The sequence below is a fragment of the Pseudomonas sp. KCJK8993 genome (assembly GCF_046230915.1).
Classification (GTDB): Bacteria; Pseudomonadota; Gammaproteobacteria; order Pseudomonadales; family Pseudomonadaceae; genus Aquipseudomonas; species Aquipseudomonas piscis.
Genome location: NZ_JBJJLO010000080.1, coordinates 13848 through 31410, shown reverse-complemented (window position 1 = coordinate 31410; position 17563 = coordinate 13848). Strand labels below are relative to the sequence as shown.

19 protein-coding genes and 1 pseudogene are annotated in these 17563 nt (G+C 61.8%); all 20 read left to right on the top strand.

From position 1 onward, the window contains the following. Positions 1–237, top strand: a pseudogene (locus ACK6AU_RS22250) (serine O-acetyltransferase); the annotation flags it as partial. A 240-nt stretch (positions 238–477) separates the two neighbouring features. After that, positions 478–969: a Fe-S cluster assembly transcriptional regulator IscR gene (gene iscR / locus ACK6AU_RS22245; RefSeq protein WP_011063217.1), complete on the top strand. Its 492-nt coding sequence runs from the start codon at positions 478–480 to the stop codon at positions 967–969. A 50-nt stretch (positions 970–1019) separates the two neighbouring features. After that, positions 1020–2234, top strand: a complete 1215-nt coding sequence (locus ACK6AU_RS22240) for an IscS subfamily cysteine desulfurase (protein ID WP_022640706.1) — start codon at positions 1020–1022, stop codon at positions 2232–2234. 93 nt (positions 2235–2327) lie between these two features. Further along, positions 2328–2714, top strand: a complete 387-nt coding sequence (gene iscU / locus ACK6AU_RS22235; RefSeq protein ID WP_007929523.1) for a Fe-S cluster assembly scaffold IscU — start codon at positions 2328–2330, stop codon at positions 2712–2714. Positions 2715–2756: 42 nt separating this feature from the next. Further along, entirely contained in the window at positions 2757–3080 is a 324-nt protein-coding gene (gene iscA / locus ACK6AU_RS22230) for an iron-sulfur cluster assembly protein IscA (protein ID WP_053131791.1), read from the top strand. 8 nt (positions 3081–3088) lie between these two features. Next, positions 3089–3610, top strand: a complete 522-nt coding sequence (hscB, locus tag ACK6AU_RS22225) for a co-chaperone HscB (protein WP_409301396.1) — start codon at positions 3089–3091, stop codon at positions 3608–3610. Positions 3611–3661: 51 nt separating this feature from the next. After that, positions 3662–5524, top strand: coding sequence for a Fe-S protein assembly chaperone HscA (gene hscA, locus ACK6AU_RS22220; RefSeq protein WP_409301394.1), 1863 nt, complete (start codon positions 3662–3664; stop codon positions 5522–5524). Positions 5525–5527: 3 nt separating this feature from the next. Next, positions 5528–5869 (top strand): ISC system 2Fe-2S type ferredoxin, encoded by a 342-nt coding sequence (gene fdx, locus ACK6AU_RS22215; protein WP_022640702.1) that lies wholly within the window; start codon positions 5528–5530, stop codon positions 5867–5869. 14 nt (positions 5870–5883) lie between these two features. After that, positions 5884–6084 (top strand): Fe-S cluster assembly protein IscX, encoded by a 201-nt coding sequence (iscX, locus tag ACK6AU_RS22210; RefSeq protein ID WP_022640701.1) that lies wholly within the window; start codon positions 5884–5886, stop codon positions 6082–6084. A gap of 94 nt (positions 6085–6178) precedes the next feature. Beyond that, positions 6179–6604: a nucleoside-diphosphate kinase gene (gene ndk / locus ACK6AU_RS22205; protein WP_022640700.1), complete on the top strand. Its 426-nt coding sequence runs from the start codon at positions 6179–6181 to the stop codon at positions 6602–6604. 31 nt (positions 6605–6635) lie between these two features. Continuing rightward, complete coding sequence (gene rlmN / locus ACK6AU_RS22200) at positions 6636–7784, top strand: 23S rRNA (adenine(2503)-C(2))-methyltransferase RlmN (RefSeq protein ID WP_409301391.1); 1149 nt, start codon at positions 6636–6638, stop codon at positions 7782–7784. A 12-nt stretch (positions 7785–7796) separates the two neighbouring features. Further along, positions 7797–8555, top strand: coding sequence for a type IV pilus biogenesis/stability protein PilW (gene pilW, locus ACK6AU_RS22195; protein WP_409301389.1), 759 nt, complete (start codon positions 7797–7799; stop codon positions 8553–8555). Continuing rightward, entirely contained in the window at positions 8555–9571 is a 1017-nt protein-coding gene (locus ACK6AU_RS22190; RefSeq protein WP_185698569.1) for a RodZ family helix-turn-helix domain-containing protein, read from the top strand. Before pilW ends, ACK6AU_RS22190 begins: the two co-directional genes overlap by 1 nt. A 3-nt stretch (positions 9572–9574) precedes the next feature. Further along, a complete protein-coding gene (ispG, locus tag ACK6AU_RS22185; protein ID WP_185698568.1) occupies positions 9575–10684 on the top strand; it encodes a flavodoxin-dependent (E)-4-hydroxy-3-methylbut-2-enyl-diphosphate synthase in 1110 nt (369 codons plus the stop codon). A 22-nt stretch (positions 10685–10706) separates the two neighbouring features. Then, a complete protein-coding gene (gene hisS, locus ACK6AU_RS22180; protein WP_185698567.1) occupies positions 10707–11996 on the top strand; it encodes a histidine--tRNA ligase in 1290 nt (429 codons plus the stop codon). A 40-nt stretch (positions 11997–12036) separates the two neighbouring features. Then, entirely contained in the window at positions 12037–12678 is a 642-nt protein-coding gene (locus ACK6AU_RS22175) for a tetratricopeptide repeat protein (protein ID WP_185698566.1), read from the top strand. Further along, positions 12671–13822, top strand: a complete 1152-nt coding sequence (gene bamB / locus ACK6AU_RS22170; RefSeq protein WP_409301385.1) for an outer membrane protein assembly factor BamB — start codon at positions 12671–12673, stop codon at positions 13820–13822. Before ACK6AU_RS22175 ends, bamB begins: the two co-directional genes overlap by 8 nt. Positions 13823–13963: 141 nt before the next feature. Then, a complete protein-coding gene (der, locus tag ACK6AU_RS22165) occupies positions 13964–15436 on the top strand; it encodes a ribosome biogenesis GTPase Der (protein ID WP_185698565.1) in 1473 nt (490 codons plus the stop codon). Positions 15437–15602: 166 nt separating this feature from the next. Beyond that, the gene (locus ACK6AU_RS22160) at positions 15603–16751 is read left to right on the top strand and encodes a pyridoxal phosphate-dependent aminotransferase (protein ID WP_185698564.1); all 1149 of its coding nucleotides are present in this window, start codon (positions 15603–15605) and stop codon (positions 16749–16751) included. Continuing rightward, a complete protein-coding gene (locus ACK6AU_RS22155; RefSeq protein WP_185698563.1) occupies positions 16739–17530 on the top strand; it encodes an amidohydrolase in 792 nt (263 codons plus the stop codon). Before ACK6AU_RS22160 ends, ACK6AU_RS22155 begins: the two co-directional genes overlap by 13 nt. Positions 17531–17563 lie beyond the last annotated feature (33 nt).

Here is a 17563-nt window from a genome sequence, read left to right as displayed (position 1 = left end):
GCCATGGCCGAGAAGCTGGGGTTCGATGCCTATGGCGTCAGCGAGGATATGCCGGATCCGGTGGCTCGTGCCATTGGTCAGTTGCTCGATCATCTGCAGGCGGTCGATGGTCGCCTGGAAGGCATCTGCGGCGCCCTGAAGGGTCTGGGTAGCGACTATTGCGCCAACGACTTGCCTGCGCTGCGCGAGGAAGACTTCGCTGGCGTCAAGGACAAGAGCGACAGCCGGGTCGGTTGAAGCCGGTGTCTCGGCTCCTGGGCTCAGGAGTCAAGGCGTCCACCAATAAAGGGCGCGTTGGCCAGAAACGGACCCGTAGGTCGGTTGTCGCCATCCGCTGTGCCATTACGTCGCAGACTTTGCTATGATTCGCGCGCTCTTTTGCGGGTAAACCCGACTAAAGTAGTTGGTCTTATAGTTGACTCGATTACTCGGGTATTGCATACTCGCCTCCATTCCGAAACTCCGTGGTACTTGTCCATGCGACTGACTACTAAAGGCCGATATGCGGTGACCGCCATGCTTGATCTGGCGTTGCACGCGCAACATGGCCCGGTCTCCTTGGCCGATATCTCTGAGCGCCAAGGCATCTCCCTGTCCTATCTCGAGCAGCTTTTCGCCAAGTTGCGCCGTAGCAACCTGGTATCCAGTGTCCGGGGGCCCGGTGGCGGCTATCAGCTGTCACGCGACATGCAGGGGATCCAGGTAGCCCAGGTGATCGATGCGGTGAACGAATCGGTCGATGCGACCAAATGCCAGGGATTGGGCGATTGCCATGCCGGTGACACCTGTCTCACCCATCACCTGTGGTGCGATCTGAGCCTGCAGATTCACGAATTTCTGAGCGGTATCAGCTTGGCCGACCTTGTAACCCGCCGTGAGGTGCAAGAAGTGGCCCAGCGTCAGGACCAGCGCCGTTGTAATGGCAAGGCGCCGCGCCTGGACAAGATTGAAGCGTCCGCCGTCGAATGACAGCCGAAGAGCTAGCGGCACGCCAGCCAGCCTGATTTAGGAGAGAGTCCATGAAATTGCCGATTTACCTTGATTACTCAGCGACCACGCCAGTCGATCCGCGTGTAGCGCAAAAGATGAGTGAATGCCTGCTGGTCGACGGGAACTTCGGTAACCCGGCGTCGCGCTCCCACGTGTTTGGCTGGAAAGCCGAAGAGTCGGTGGAAAACGCCCGTCGCCAAGTGGCTGACCTGGTCAACGCCGACCCGCGTGAAATCGTCTGGACTTCCGGTGCCACCGAGTCCGACAACCTGGCTATCAAGGGGGTCGCGCATTTCTACCACACCAAGGGCAAGCACCTGATCACCTCGAAGATCGAGCACAAGGCTGTCCTGGACACCATGCGCCAACTCGAGCGCGAAGGCTTCGAAGTGACCTACATCGAGCCGGGTGAAGACGGCCTGATCACTCCGGCCATGGTGGAAGCCGCTCTGCGTGACGACACCATCCTGGTTTCGATCATGCATGTGAACAACGAGATCGGCACCATCAACGACATCGCCGCCATCGGCGAACTGACCCGCTCCAAGGGCATCCTGTTCCATGTCGACGGCGCTCAGTCCACCGGCAAGGTCGAGATCGACCTGCAGGCGCTGAAGGTCGACCTGATGTCGTTCTCTGCCCACAAGACCTACGGCCCCAAGGGGATCGGCGCGCTGTACGTGAGCCGCAAGCCACGTGTGCGCCTGGAAGCCACCATGCACGGTGGTGGTCATGAGCGCGGCATGCGTTCCGGGACCCTGGCTACCCACCAGATCGTCGGCATGGGTGAAGCCTTCCGCGTCGCCAAGGAAGACATGGCGGCCGAGAACGCTCGCATCCAGGCACTGAGCGACCGCTTCTACAAGCAGGTCGAGCACCTGGAAGAGCTGTACGTCAACGGCAGCATGACTGCTCGTGTACCGCACAACCTGAACCTGAGCTTCAACTACGTCGAAGGCGAGTCGCTGATCATGGCGCTCAAGGACCTGGCGGTGTCGTCCGGTTCGGCTTGTACTTCGGCCTCGCTTGAGCCTTCGTACGTATTGCGCGCCCTGGGCCGTAACGACGAGCTGGCGCATAGCTCGATCCGCTTCACCTTCGGCCGCTTCACCACCGAAGAAGAAATCGACTACGCCGCGCAGAAAGTCTGCGAGGCCGTCACCAAGCTGCGCGCCCTGTCGCCGCTGTGGGACATGTACAAAGATGGCGTCGATATCTCGAAGATCGAGTGGGCGGCACACTGAATTTAAGTCGCCGCACAGGGTTCTGCAGGGCGTATCGACAAGGCGATTTGCGGAATTCCAGAGCGACTCTCTGATGAGTGAGGATTAAGAATCATGGCTTACAGCGAAAAGGTCATCGACCACTACGAGAACCCGCGTAACGTCGGCAAGATGAACGCGGAAGATCCGGATGTCGGCACCGGCATGGTCGGTGCTCCAGCCTGTGGCGACGTGATGCGCCTGCAGATCAAGGTCAACGAGCAGGGCATCATCGAAGATGCCAAGTTCAAGACCTACGGCTGCGGCTCGGCCATCGCTTCCAGCTCCCTGGCCACCGAGTGGATGAAGGGCAAGACCCTGGACGAAGCCGAGACCATCAAGAACACCCAGCTGGCTGAAGAGCTGGCCCTGCCTCCAGTGAAGATCCACTGCTCGGTACTCGCCGAGGACGCCATCAAGGCTGCCGTTCGCGACTACAAGCAGAAGAAAGGCCTGATCTAACCGATCGGCTTTCACAGATTTGGCGACAAGTAAGGAGTCACGATGGCTATCAGCATGACAGAAGCGGCTGCTCAACACGTGCGACGCTCCCTCAACGGGCGCGGCAAGGGTGATGGGATTCGCCTGGGTGTTCGCACCACGGGCTGTTCCGGCCTTGCCTATGTGCTGGAGTTCGTCGACGAGATCGGCGAGGACGACCAGGTGTTCGAAAGTCACGGCGAGAAAGTGATCATCGACCCCAAGAGCCTGTCCTACCTGGATGGCACTGAGCTTGATTTCGTCAAGGAAGGGTTGAACGAAGGCTTCAAGTTCAACAACCCCAACGTGCGCGGTGAGTGTGGCTGCGGCGAAAGCTTCAACGTCTGAGGCTGCTTGTGGGTACTCCTTGTCATTTCGCCTTATTTGAGTTGCAGCCGACTTTTCGCCTGGATCTCGAGCAGTTGGCCGCGCGCTACCGTGAGTTGGCGCGCGCAGTCCATCCCGATCGGTTTGCCGACGCCCCCGAGCGTGAGCAGCGCCTGGCCCTGGAGCGGTCCGCCAGCCTCAACGAGGCCTACCAGACCCTCAAGAGCCCTCCCAAGCGTGCCCGTTATCTCCTGGCCCTCAAGGGCGGCGAGCTGCCGCTTGAGGTCACGGTGCACGACCCCGAGTTTCTTCTGCAGCAGATGCAGTGGCGCGAAGAGCTCGAGGACTTGCAGGACTGTGCCGATCTGTCGGGGGTGGCGGGGTTCAAGCGCCGGCTCAAGGCCGCCCAGGAACAGCTGAACGAAAGCTTCGCAGCCTGTTGGGACGATGCCGCGCAGCGCGAGCAGGCCGAGCGCCTGATGCGGCGCATGCAGTTCCTCGACAAGCTCACCTACGAAGTGCGCCAGTTAGAAGAGCGCCTCGACGATTAACCTAGTGCCGCTCCGGTCGCACGCCTGATATACAGATAAGTCCAGATAGACATGGCCCTACTGCAGATCGCTGAACCCGGCCAAAGTCCTCAACCGCACCAGCGTCGCCTGGCTGTGGGGATCGACTTGGGTACTACCAATTCGCTGGTCGCTGCGTTGCGCAGCGGTCTTTCCGAGCCGCTGTCCGACGCGCAGGGCCAGGTGATCCTGCCCTCCGCCGTGCGCTACCACGCCGATCGTGTCGAGGTGGGTGAGTCCGCCCGGTTGGCGGCTCCCGCCGATCCCCTGAATACCGTGCTGTCGGTCAAGCGCCTGATGGGCCGTGGCCTGGCTGACGTCAAGCAGTTGGGCGAGCAGCTTCCCTATCGTTTTGTCGGCGGTGAATCGCATATGCCGTTCATCGACACGGTGCAGGGGCCGAAGAGTCCGGTGGAAGTCTCCGCCGAGGTGCTCAAGGTGCTGCGCCAGCGGGCCGAAGCGACCCTGGGCGGCGAGCTGGTCGGTGCGGTGATCACCGTTCCCGCCTATTTTGACGATGCCCAGCGGCAAGCGACCAAGGATGCTGCCAAGCTGGCCGGCCTGAACGTGCTGCGCCTGCTCAACGAGCCAACGGCAGCTGCCGTGGCCTATGGCCTGGACCAGCAGGCCGAAGGGGTCGTGGCTATCTACGACCTGGGTGGCGGGACCTTCGATATCTCCATCCTGCGCCTGACCGGCGGTGTCTTCGAGGTGCTGGCTACAGGTGGCGATACCGCCCTGGGTGGCGACGATTTCGATCATGCCATCGCCAGCTGGATCATCCAGGGCGCCGGCTTGTCCTCCGACTTGGACCCGGGCGCCCAGCGTAACCTGTTGCAGATTGCCCGGGGGGCCAAGGAAGCCTTGACCGACGCCGCTTCGGTGGACGTCGAGTATGGCGGCTGGCGCGCCGCGCTGACCCGCGGGGCATTCGATGAATTGATCGAGCCGATGGTCGCTCGCAGCCTCAAGGCTTGTCGTCGCGCGGTGCGTGACTCCGGCGTCGAGCTCGACGAAGTGCGGGCCGTGGTCATGGTCGGTGGTTCGACTCGTGTGCCGCGGGTGCGTGAGGCGGTCGCCGAGATGTTCGGTCGCCAGCCGCTGACCGAGATCGATCCGGATCAGGTGGTGGCCATAGGGGCCGCGATCCAGGCCGATACCCTGGCGGGCAACAAGCGTGACGGCGGCGAGTTACTGCTGCTGGACGTGATTCCGCTGTCCTTGGGGCTGGAAACCATGGGCGGGCTGATGGAGAAGGTGATTCCGCGCAACACTACCATCCCGGTCGCGCGAGCCCAGGATTTCACCACCTACAAGGATGGCCAGACGGCCATGATGATCCATGTGCTACAGGGTGAGCGCGAACTGATCAGCGACTGCCGCTCCCTGGCGCGTTTCGAGTTGCGTGGCATTCCACCAATGGTGGCTGGTGCGGCGAAGATCCGGGTGACCTTCCAGGTGGATGCCGATGGCCTGCTCAGCGTTTCCGCGCGGGAACTGGGTTCGGGAGTCGAAGCCAGTATCCAGGTCAAACCGTCCTACGGGCTGACCGACGGCGAGATCGCCCGGATGCTCAAGGATTCCTTTCAGTACGCCGGTGATGACAAGGTCGCCCGCGTACTGCGTGAGCAGCAGGTGGATGCCCAGCGCCTGCTCGAGGCGGTGCAGGGGGCCCTGGAGGCCGACGGCGACCGCTTGCTGGACGCCGAGGAGCGCATGGTCATCGAGTTGCAGATGCAGGAACTGAGTGAATTGATGCGTGGCACCGATGGTTATGCCATCGAGCAGCAGACCAAGCGTCTGTCGCAAGTGACCGACGCTTTTGCTGCCCGCCGCCTGGATTCGACGGTGAAAGCCGCCCTGGCGGGGCGCAACCTGAATGAGATCGAGGAATAACTGATGCCGCAGATCATTTTTCTGCCCCACGCCGTGTTCTGCCCGGATGGCCTGGTCGTCGAAGTCGAGCCCGGTGTCTCGTTGCTCGAGGTTGCCCATGACAACCACATCGAGATCGAGAGCGCCTGCGGCGGTGTCTGCGCCTGCACTACCTGCCATTGCATCGTGCGCGAGGGCTTCGACTCGCTGAACGAGGCCGACGAGTTGGAAGAAGACTTGCTGGACAAGGCCTGGGGCCTGGAAGCCCAGTCGCGCCTGTCGTGCCAGGCTATCGTTGGCGATGAAGACCTGACCGTCGAAATTCCCAAGTACTCGCTCAACCATGCGGCCGAAGCGCCGCACTGATTCAAGGAGCCATCATGAGTCTGAAGTGGGTTGACGTACTGGAAATCGCGATCCAGCTGGCTGATTCCAAGCCGGATGTGGATCCGCGTTATGTGAATTTTGTCGATCTGCACAAGTGGGTTCTGGCATTGCCGGAGTTCAGTGACGATCCGGCTCGCGGAGGCGAGAAGGTTCTTGAAGCAATTCAGGCCGCCTGGATCGACGAAACTGACTGAATCCGCGGGCTACGCAGTTAGGCAATCCCTTTAAACCCGCGTATAATTCGCGGGTTTAATTTTTCGCTTTAATCACCGTTTCTGGAGTTACACCATGGCTGTTCAACGTACTTTCTCCATCATCAAGCCTGACGCTGTTGCAAAAAACGTCATCGGCAAGATCGTTTCCCGTTTTGAAGAAGCCGGCCTGCGCGTTGTAGCTTCGAAAATGAAGCAACTGTCCAAGGCCGAAGCCGAGGGTTTTTACGCTGAACACAGCGAGCGTGGCTTCTTCGGCGAACTGGTTGCCTTCATGACTTCCGGTCCGGTTGTGGTTCAGGTTCTGGAAGGCGAGAACGCCATCGCTCGCAACCGTGAGCTGATGGGCGCTACCAACCCAAAAGAAGCTGCCGCCGGCACCATCCGTGCTGACTTCGCCGAGTCCATCGACGCCAACGCCGTTCACGGTTCGGACTCCGAAGCGGCTGCTGCTCGCGAAATCGCTTACTTCTTCGCAGCTACCGAGGTGACCACTCGCTAAGCCGCCAGGCCTGTGAGTGAAGGGTGAAACCATGACTACATCGATCGGCAAAACTAACCTGTTGGGGCTTACTCAACCGGAAATGGAGAAATTCTTCGACTCGATCGGGGAGAAGCGTTTCCGTGCCGGTCAGGTAATGAAATGGATTCACCACTTTGGCGTCGACGATTTCGACGCCATGACGAATGTCGGCAAGGCCTTGCGTGAAAAGCTCAAGGCCGTTGCCGAGATTCGCGGTCCGGAAGTGGTCAGCGAGGACATCTCCAGCGACGGCACCCGCAAATGGGTGGTGCGCGTGGCGTCCGGCAGCTGTGTCGAGACCGTATACATTCCCCAGGGCAAGCGCGGCACCTTGTGCGTTTCGTCCCAGGCCGGCTGTGCCCTGGATTGCAGTTTCTGCTCCACCGGCAAGCAAGGCTTCAATAGCAACCTCACTGCCGCCGAAGTCATCGGCCAGGTGTGGATTGCCAACAAATCCTTCGGCAGCGTCCCGGCAACCGTCGATCGCGCCATCACCAACGTGGTGATGATGGGCATGGGCGAGCCGCTGCTGAACTTCGACAACGTCATCGCGGCCATGCACCTGATGATGGACGACCTGGGCTACGGCATCTCCAAGCGCCGGGTGACCCTGTCGACCTCCGGCGTGGTACCGATGATCGATGAGCTGGCCAAGCACATCGACGTCTCCCTGGCGTTGTCCCTGCACGCTCCCAACGATGCGCTGCGCAACCAGTTGGTACCGATCAACAAGAAGTACCCGCTGCAGATGCTGCTCGACTCGTGCCAGCGCTACATGTCGGCCCTGGGCGAGAAGCGTGTGCTGACCATCGAGTACACCCTGCTCAAGGACGTCAACGACCAGCCTGAGCACGCGGTGCAGATGATCGAGTTGCTCAAGGACATCCCTTGCAAGATCAACCTGATCCCGTTCAACCCGTTCCCTCACTCCGGCTACGAGCGTCCGAGCAACAACGCCATCCGGCGTTTCCAGGACCAGTTGCATCATGCCGGCTTCAACGTCACCGTGCGTACCACTCGCGGGGAAGACATCGATGCCGCTTGCGGCCAGTTGGTAGGCCAGGTGCTGGACCGCACCCGGCGCAGCGAACGCTATATCGCCGTGCGTGAATTGAGCGCCGACGCCGATATGCCGCAAAGCGTCGCGGCCCGTACCTGAGAGAGGATCTCCATGGTCTTGCGCCTAGCGCTGCTCCTGCTTGTTGCCAGTCTCTGCGCTGGCTGTGTCATGTCGGGCGATTCCAGTCCGATGGACACTGGCAAGGGCCGTGACGAGGCGCGCCAGGCCTATGTGCAGCTGGGGCTGGGCTATTTGCAGCAGGGCTTGGGCGAACAAGCCAAGGCCCCGCTGAAGAAGGCCCTGGAACTGGATCCCGACGATGCCGACGCCAACGCCGCCCTGGCGCTGGTGTTCCAGGCCGAAATGGAATCGGCCCTGGCTGACGTGCAGTTTCGCAAGGCCCTGGCAGCGCGTCCGCACGACCCCCGGATTCTCAATAACTACGGCAGCTTCCTGTTCCAGGAAAAGCGCTACGACGACGCGTACTCGCGTTTCGAGCAAGCCGCTGCGGATACCCTGTATCCTGGCCGTTCCCGGGTTCTCGAGAACCTTGGCATGACCGCCTCGAAGCTCGGCCAGCGCAAGCTGGCCCAGTCTCACCTGGAGAAGGCCTTGCGGCTGAATCACCAGCAGCCTCGCGCATTGTTGGAAATGGCTGAGTTGTCTTACGAAGACAGGCATTATGTGCCCGCGCGCGATTATTACGATCGTTTTAGCCTGCTTGGCGAACAAAATGCACGTAGTCTATTGCTCGGCGCGCGCCTGGCAACGGTGTTCGAAGATCACGAGAAGGCCTCCAGTTACGGTCTGCAACTTAAACGACTCTATCCCGGTACGCCGGAATATCAGCAATACCTGTCGGAGCAATGATGAAAGTGGCGCAACCCGAAGTTCAAGCAGCGACTAGCGTCAATCCCGGTGAGACCTTGCGCCAGGCTCGCGAAAGCAATGGTTGGGCGCTGGCGGACGTGGCCCACAAGCTCAATCTCACCGTGAGCTCGCTGAGCAACCTGGAAGCCGGCGCATTCGACAAGCTCCCGGGGCATACCTTCGCCCGCGGCTATATCCGTGCCTATGCCAAGTTGCTGGATATGGACCAGGCGACCCTGGTCCAGGCCTTCGACCAATACACCGGCACCGACTCCCAAGGCAGCAGCGTGCATGCCCTGGGGCGTATCGAAGAGCCGGTGCGGGTCTCCCATACCATCCTGAGGATCGTCAGCCTGCTGTTGCTGGTGGCCGTGGTTGGCGGTGGTTTCATCTGGTGGCAGGACCAGACCTCGCAACGCAGCAAGGAACTGGTCGGCCTGAGCCCTGAACATGTGGAAGTCGAGGGCGCCGACGGCAAGACCCAGATCCACCCGATCGATGAGCCGGAAGACCAGGCCGTTGCCGAAGGCCAGAGCGAAGCCGAGGCCAATGCCGCGCAGTTGGCCGGCGAGGCACCTGTCCAGACCCCGGCCCCGGTTGTGGCTCCGGCTGCCCCCGTCCAGGCGCCGGCAGTTGCACCAGCCACTGCGACCCATCCTGTGACGGCCCCGGCTACTGCCCCGGTGATCGCGGCCCCGGTCGTTGTGGCGCCAGTCCCGGCAACCACGGTCACCGCTCAGGCCAACGTGCCAGCGCCGACTGTCGCGGCTGCCGGCTCCGCTCAGGTACAGATCCAGTTCAGCGCCGATTGCTGGACCCAGGTCACCGATGGCAATGGCAAGATCCTGCTCAGCGCCCTCAAGCGCAAGGGCGAGAGCGTCGATGTCAGCGGCAAGCCACCTTTTGCCGTACGCCTGGGTTACGCCCGTGGCGCACAAATCAGCTACAACGGGCAGGCGGTGGATATCGCCCCGTTCACCACTGGCGAGACTGCTCGCCTGAAGTTAGGTCAATAAGTCATGCACGGCGAATCTCCAATCAAACGTCGCGAGTCCCGCAAGATCTGGGTCGGCTCGGTACCGGTGGGCGGCGATGCCCCGATCGCGGTGCAGAGCATGACCAACAGCGACACCAACGACGTAGCGGCAACCGTCGCCCAGATCAACCGCCTCGAAGCCGCCGGTGTCGATATCGTGCGGGTTTCGGTGCCGGACATGGACGCCGCCGAGGCGTTCGGCCGGATCAAGCAGCAGGTCAAGGTACCGTTGGTGGCCGACATCCACTTCGACTACAAGATCGCCTTGCGCGTAGCCGAGCTGGGCGTCGATTGCCTGCGGATCAACCCCGGCAACATCGGTCGCGAAGACCGGGTTCGCGCAGTGGTGGATGCCGCTCGTGACCGTGGTATCCCGATCCGTATCGGGGTCAACGCCGGTTCCCTGGAAAAGGACCTGCAGAAGAAGTACGGCGAGCCGACTCCGGCTGCGTTGGTAGAGTCGGCACTGCGTCATGTCGAACACCTCGAACGCCTGAATTTCCAGGACTTCAAGGTCAGCGTGAAGGCTTCCGACGTGTTCATGGCGGTCGAAGCCTACCGTTTGCTGGCCAAGGAAATCATTCAACCCTTGCACTTGGGCATCACTGAAGCCGGTGGATTGCGTTCAGGCACGGTGAAATCCGCCGTCGGCCTCGGTATGCTGCTGGCCGAAGGGATTGGCGATACCATTCGCATCTCGTTGGCAGCCGATCCGGTCGAGGAAGTGAAGGTCGGCTACGACATCCTCAAGTCCCTGCACCTGCGTTCCCGTGGCATCAACTTCATCGCCTGCCCGAGCTGCTCGCGGCAGAATTTCGATGTGGTGAAAACCATGAACGAGCTGGAAGGGCGCCTCGAGGACCTGCTGGTACCCATGGATGTCGCGGTGATCGGTTGTGTGGTCAACGGTCCGGGCGAAGCCAAGGAAGCCCATGTGGGCTTGACCGGCGGTACGCCGAACCTGATCTATATCGATGGCAAGCCGTCGCAGAAACTGACCAATGACAATCTGGTGGACGAGCTGGAAAAGCTGATCCGGCAGAAGGCGGCCGAAAAGGTCGAGGCCGACGCAGCGCTGATCGCTCGTGGCTAACCGAACGTATTAAGGATTCTTTGTGAGCAAGTCCCTGCAAGCCATTCGTGGCATGAACGACATCCTGCCCGAGCAGACGCCGCTGTGGCGCTACTTCGAAGGCACCGTGGCACGGTTGCTGGATAACTACGGTTACAAGCAGATCCGCATGCCGATCGTCGAGTTCACCGAGCTGTTCAAGCGCTCCATCGGCGAAGTCACCGACATCGTCGAAAAAGAGATGTACACCTTCGAGGACCGCAACGGCGACTCCCTGACCTTGCGTCCGGAAGGCACCGCCGCCTGTGTGCGCGCAGCGCTGGAGCATGGCCTGACCGGTGCCGGCCAGGTACAGAAGCTCTGGTACATCGGTCCGATGTTCCGCCATGAGCGTCCACAGAAAGGCCGTTATCGCCAGTTCCACCAGATCGGCCTGGAAGTGTTCAACCTGGACGGTCCGGACATCGATGCCGAACTGATCGTGCTGACCTGGCGCCTGTGGGGCGAGCTGGGCATCCGTGATGCGGTGAAGCTTGAACTCAACAGCCTGGGTACCGCCGAAGCCCGTGCACGTTATCGCGATGCCCTGGTGGAGTTCCTCTCCGCCCGCCATGAGCAGCTGGACGAAGACAGCCAGCGTCGCCTCAAGACCAACCCCCTGCGGGTGCTGGACACCAAGGATCCGGGCACCCAGGCGGTGCTGGTGGACGCGCCGAAGCTGGCCGACTACCTGGATGAAGAATCCCGGGTGCATTTCGAAGGCCTCAAGGCCCGCCTGGAAGCCGCTGGCATCCCCTATGTGATCAATCCGAAGCTGGTGCGTGGCCTGGACTATTACAGCAAGACCGTCTTCGAGTGGGTGACCGACAAGCTCGGTGCCCAGGGCACTGTCTGCGCCGGCGGCCGCTACGATGGCCTGGTGGAGCAGATGGGTGGCAAGCCGACCCCGGGCGTGGGTTTCGCCATGGGTATCGAGCGCCTGGTGCTGATGCTGGAGACCCTGGAACGGGTGCCGGCAGAGATCTCCCGCCAGGTGGATGTCTACCTGTGTGCCTTTGGCGAGGCCGCCGAACTGGCGGGCCTGGCCCTGAGCGAGCGGGTTCGCGACCAACTGCCGAACCTGCGCCTGCAGGTCAACGCCGGTGGTGGCAGCTTCAAGAGCCAGTTCAAGAAGGCCGACAAGAGTGGTGCACTGTATGCGCTGATCCTCGGTGACGACGAGTTGGCCCAGCAAGTGGTAGGTTTCAAGCCCCTGCGTGGCCAGGGCGAGCAACAAAGCATTGCCTGGGATGCGCTCGCTGCGCACCTGGCCACCTGCGTCGTGCAGGGTTGAAGCTGTCAAACAGCCGATTTAGCGAATAAGGAGTATTGGGGTGTCGAGTACCGAAGATGAACAGCTGGCGGAATTGAAAGACTGGTGGCAGCGTAACGGCAAACCCCTGGTGAACGGCGGCCTGCTGGCCCTGGTCATCGTGTTCGGCTGGCAGGCCTGGCACAAGTATCAGAACAACCAGTCGCAAGGCGCTTCGGTGCTCTATCAGCAACTGCTTGAAACCACCCTGACGCCCGATGGCAAGCCGGATGCGGCTCGTGTCACCGACCTGGCCGGCAAGCTCAACAGCGAGTTCGGCGGCAGCGCCTATGCGCAGTACGGCAGCCTGTTCGTCGCCAAGGTAGCAGTGGACAGCGGCAAGCTGGATGACGCTGTAGCCCAGCTCAAGGCCGTGGCCGACAAGCCGGCGAACCCGACCCTGGGCGAAGTGGCGCGTCAGCGCCTGGCCCAGGTGCTGGCCGCGCAGAACAAGGCCGACGAGGCCCTGAAGCTGCTCGACGGCGACGCCGACAAGGCCTTCCTGGCCACCCGTGAAGAACTCAAGGGCGATCTGCTGGTCCAGCTGGGCCGCATTGACGAAGCCCATGCTGCATATCAGAAAGCCAAGGCGGCGCTGTCGGATGAAGCGGCGGTCGGTGGCCTACAAATCAAGCTCGACGACCTGGCCAAAGGGGATGCGTGACGTGATCCGTTGGAAACATGCAGCATTGCTGGCCCTGGCCTTGTTGGCCGCGGGTTGCAGCAGCAACAGCAAGAAAGAACTGCCACCGGCCGAACTGGTCGACTTCAAGGAAGAGGTGGTCCTGCAGAAACAGTGGAGCCGCTCCATCGGTGATGGCCAGGGCGAAACCTACAACATGCTGGTTCCAGCTATCGACGGCAGCACCATCTACGCCGCCGATGTCACCGGTGTAGTGATGGCCATGGACCGAATGAACGGCGACGTCAAATGGAAGCAGGACCTGGAGCTGCCGGTTTCCGGCGCCGTAGGCGTGGGTTACGGCCTGGTGATGATCGGCACCCTCAAGGGTGAAGTGATCGCCCTGGACACTTCCAACGGTGAAGAGAAATGGCGTGCCCGCGTCACCAGTGAAGTGCTGGCTCCTCCGGCTACCAACGGCGACGTGGTGGTGGTCCAGACCCAGGATGACCGGGTGATCGGCCTCGATGCCAGCACCGGCAACCAGCTGTGGCTCTACGACAGCACCCCGGCGGTACTGACCCTGCGTGGCACCAGTGCCCCGCTGGCGACCAACCGCCTGGCCCTGGCCGGCCTTTCCACCGGCAAGGTAGTGGCGCTGGATATCCGCAACGGCGTGCCGGTGTGGGAACAGCGTGTCGCCATCCCGCAAGGTCGTTCCGAGCTGGATCGCGTGGTGGATATCGACGGCGGCCTGCTGCTGTCCGGTGGCACCCTGTACGTGGCCAGCTACCAGGGGCGTGTCACGGCCCTGGACCTGGAGAGCGGTCGCCCACTGTGGCAGCGTGACGCCTCCAGCTACGCAGGTGTCGCCCAGGGCTTCGGCAGCGTCTACGTGAGCCTGTCCTCGGGCACCGTGGAAGGCATCGACGAGCGTTCGACCTCCGCCTTGTGGAGCAACGATTCCCTGGCTCGCCGCCAGCTGTCGGCACCGGAAGTGTTCTCCAGCTATGTGGCCGTGGGTGACCTGGAAGGCTACCTGCACCTGCTGAGCCAGGTGGATGGTCGTTTCGTCGCGCGTGAGCGCATCGACAGCGACGGCCTGCGCGCTCGTCCGCTGGTGGTGGGCGACATGATCTACGTGTTTGGCAACAGCGGCAAACTGGAAGCCCTGACCATCAAGTAATGGTTTGACTATGCTTGGGGTTGATTCCCCAAGCGGCCTTGTCTGGACAAGGCTTGCAGCACTTCAAGGTGCTGCCCCGAGCACCAGCCGCTGCCTCGCAGCGGCTTTTGTATTTTCTGAAATAATGCAGTGGAGAGCCGCATGGTTCCCGTAATCGCCCTGGTGGGCCGACCCAACGTCGGCAAGTCCACCTTGTTCAACCGCCTGACTCGGACTCGCGACGCCATCGTCGGCGATCTGTCCGGTCTGACCCGTGATCGCCAATACGGTGAGGCCAAGTGGCAAGGGCGTACCTATATTCTCATCGACACCGGCGGTATCTCCGGCGACGAGCATGGCATGGATGAAAAGATGGCCGAGCAGTCGCTGCTGGCCATCGAAGAAGCCGACGTGGTGCTGTTCCTGGTGGACGCCAAGGCTGGGTTCACCGCAGCCGACCAGATGATCGGCGAGCACCTGCGCAAGCGTAACAAGACCTCCTACGTGATCGCCAACAAGGTCGACAACATCGACCCGGACATGGCTCGCGCCGAGTTTGCCCCACTGGGCATGGGGGATGCGATCCCGATCGCCGGCGCCCACGGCCGTGGAATCAGCCAGATGCTGGAAATCACCCTGCGCGAATTCCCCAAGGATGACGCCGACGAGCTCGAAGAGGGCGAGGAAGAGATTGTTGCCGAAGGCGAGGAAGCCAAGCGTATTCCTGGTCCGAGCGAGAAGGATGGGATCAAGATCGCCATCATCGGTCGTCCCAACGTAGGCAAGTCGACCCTGGTCAACCGCATGCTCGGTGAAGACCGGGTCATCGTCTACGACCAGCCCGGCACCACCCGCGACAGTATCTACATCCCGTTCGAGCGCAACGAGGAGAAGTACACGCTGATCGACACCGCGGGTGTGCGCAAGCGCGGCAAGATCCACGAGGAAGTCGAGAAGTTCTCGGTGGTCAAGACGCTGCAGGCGATCAAGGACGCCAACGTGGTGATCTTCGTCATGGACGCCCGCGAAGGCGTGGTGGACCACGACCTGAACCTGCTGGGCTTCGCCCTGGAAGCGGGTCGGGCGTTGGTGATTGCCCTGAACAAGTGGGACGGCATGCAGCCTAGCGAGCGCGACTACGTGAAGACCGAGCTGGAGCGCCGGCTGTTCTTCGTCGACTTCGCCGATATCCACTTCATCTCGGCATTGCACGGCACTGGCGTGGGCAACCTGTACCAATCGGTGCAGAACTCCTTCAAGTCGGCGGTGACCCGCTGGCCTACCAGCCGCCTGACCCAGATCCTGGAAGACGCCGTGAGCGAGCATGCCCCGCCCATGGTCAACAGCCGCCGGATCAAACTGCGTTATGCCCACCTGGGGGGGGCCAACCCTCCGTTGATCGTGATCCACGGCAACCAGGTGGAGAAGGTGCCCAAGTCCTATGTGCGCTACCTGGAGAACACCTACCGGCGTGTGCTGAAGCTGGTGGGGACGCCGATCCGTATCGAGTTCAAGGGCAGCGACAACCCGTACGAGGGCAACAAGAACACGCTTACCGACCGCCAGGTCAACAAGAAGCGTCGCTTGATGTCGCACCACAAGAAAGCCGAGAAGAAACGCCGCGACAAGCGCTGACCAAGCACGCCGGGCCAAGGCCGCAAACCTTGTGGCTTGTGGCCTGGAGCTTGAAACGGCGGCAGGAAAAGGGGGCCCTTGGGCCCCTTTTTCAATCGTCGCGCTTTGGGCTATCCTCGGGACCTCCCGCGCCGTCGTAGAGCCGGGTGTTCAGCAGGGAACCCGCATGATCACCAGCAAGCTGCCGAATATCGGCACCACCATCTTCACGCAAATGTCCCAGCTCGCGGCCCAGACCGGAGCGCTCAACCTGTCCCAGGGATTCCCGGATTTCGACGGCCCGCAAGCACTGCGCGACGCGGTCGGCCGGCATGTCGCCAGTGGCCATAACCAGTATGCACCGATGGCCGGCCTGCCGGCGCTGCGCCAGCAGGTGGCGGCCAAGATCGCCCGCAGCTATGGCGCCAAGGTCGACCCTGACGCTGAAGTGACCATCACTCCGGGGGCGACCCAGGCGATCTTCTGCGCCATCCACGCGCTGATCCGCCAGGGAGATGAAGTCATCGTCTTCGACCCCAGCTACGACAGCTACGAACCCTCGGTGGAGCTGGCCGGCGGTCGCTGCGTGCACGTACAACTGAGCCAGGGCGACTTCGCCATCGACTGGCAGCAGCTCGAGGAGGCGCTGGGCCCGCGCACGCGGATGATCATCATCAATAGCCCGCACAACCCCAGTGGCGCCCTGATCAGTCGCGCCGAGCTGGACCGGTTGGCCGAGCTGATCCGTGATCGCGACATCTACCTGGTCAGCGACGAGGTCTATGAGCACCTGGTGTTCGATGGCGTGCCCCATGCCAGCGTCCTGGCCCATGAGGAGTTGTACCAGCGGGCCTTCGTGGTCAGCTCCTTCGGCAAGACCTACCACGTTACCGGCTGGAAGACCGGTTACGTGGTGGCGCCGCCGGCCTTGAGCGCCGAGCTGCGCAAGGTGCATCAATATGTCAGCTTCTGCGGGGTGACGCCTTTGCAGTACGCTCTCGCCGACTTCATGGCCGAGCACCCGGAACACGTCGAGCAGTTGCCTGCTTTCTACCAGGCCAAGCGTGATCTGTTCTGTGATCTGTTGAGCGCTTCACGCTTTTGTTTCACCCGGGTGACCGGCACCTACTTTCAACTGGTGGATTATTCGCAGATTCGCCCAGACCTGGACGATGTCGAGATGGCGACCTGGATGACCCGTGAACATGGGGTCGCGGCCATTCCGGTGTCGGTGTTTTATCAGCAGCCGCCCCAGGGGCAGCGTCTGGTGCGTCTGTGTTTTGCCAAGCGCGAGGAGACGCTGCGTCAGGCAGCGGAGAAACTATGCGTGATCTGAGTGCACTACCCGATCTGAACCTGGCTTTGGTCCAGACGACCCTGGCCTGGCATGATCGTCAGGCCAACCTGGAACATTTCGAGCCTTTGCTGGAACAGGCCCGTGGCGCCGACCTGGTGATTCTTCCGGAGATGTTCACTACCGGCTTTTCCATGGAATCCCAGACCCTAGCGGAAGCGGAGAACGGTCCGACCAGCAAGTGGCTGCGTTGCCAGGCGAAGAAGCTCGATGCGGTGATCACTGGCAGTGTGATTATCCAGGCGGCCGATGGCAGCCACCGCAATCGCCTGCTTTGGGCACGCCCTGATGGTGAAGTCTGGCACTACGACAAGCGTCACCTGTTCCGCATGGCTGGCGAGCACGATCATTTCACTCCTGGCGAGCGCCAGGTGCAGTTCGAGCTCAAGGGCTGGCGCATTCGCCCGTTGATCTGCTACGACCTGCGTTTCCCGGTCTGGAGCCGCGATGCCCAGGACACCGACCTGCTGTTGTACACCGCCAACTGGCCGGGAGCGCGGCGCCTGCATTGGAACCGGCTGTTGCCGGCGCGTGCTATCGAGAACCTGTGTTATGTCGCCGCGGTGAACCGCGTGGGCACCGATGGCAAGGGCTTTGCCTACACCGGCGATAGCCAGGTGCTGGATTTCCAGGGGGAGAGCCTGCTCAGCGCCGGGGAGGCGGACGGGGTATTCCAGGTCTGCCTCAAGGCCGCGGACCTGGCCGCCTACCGTGCCCGGTTCCCGGCCAACCTCGATGCCGACAGCTTCAGGTTCACCTAGGCTCGCAGCGGCCTATCAAGCTTTGGGATCGAG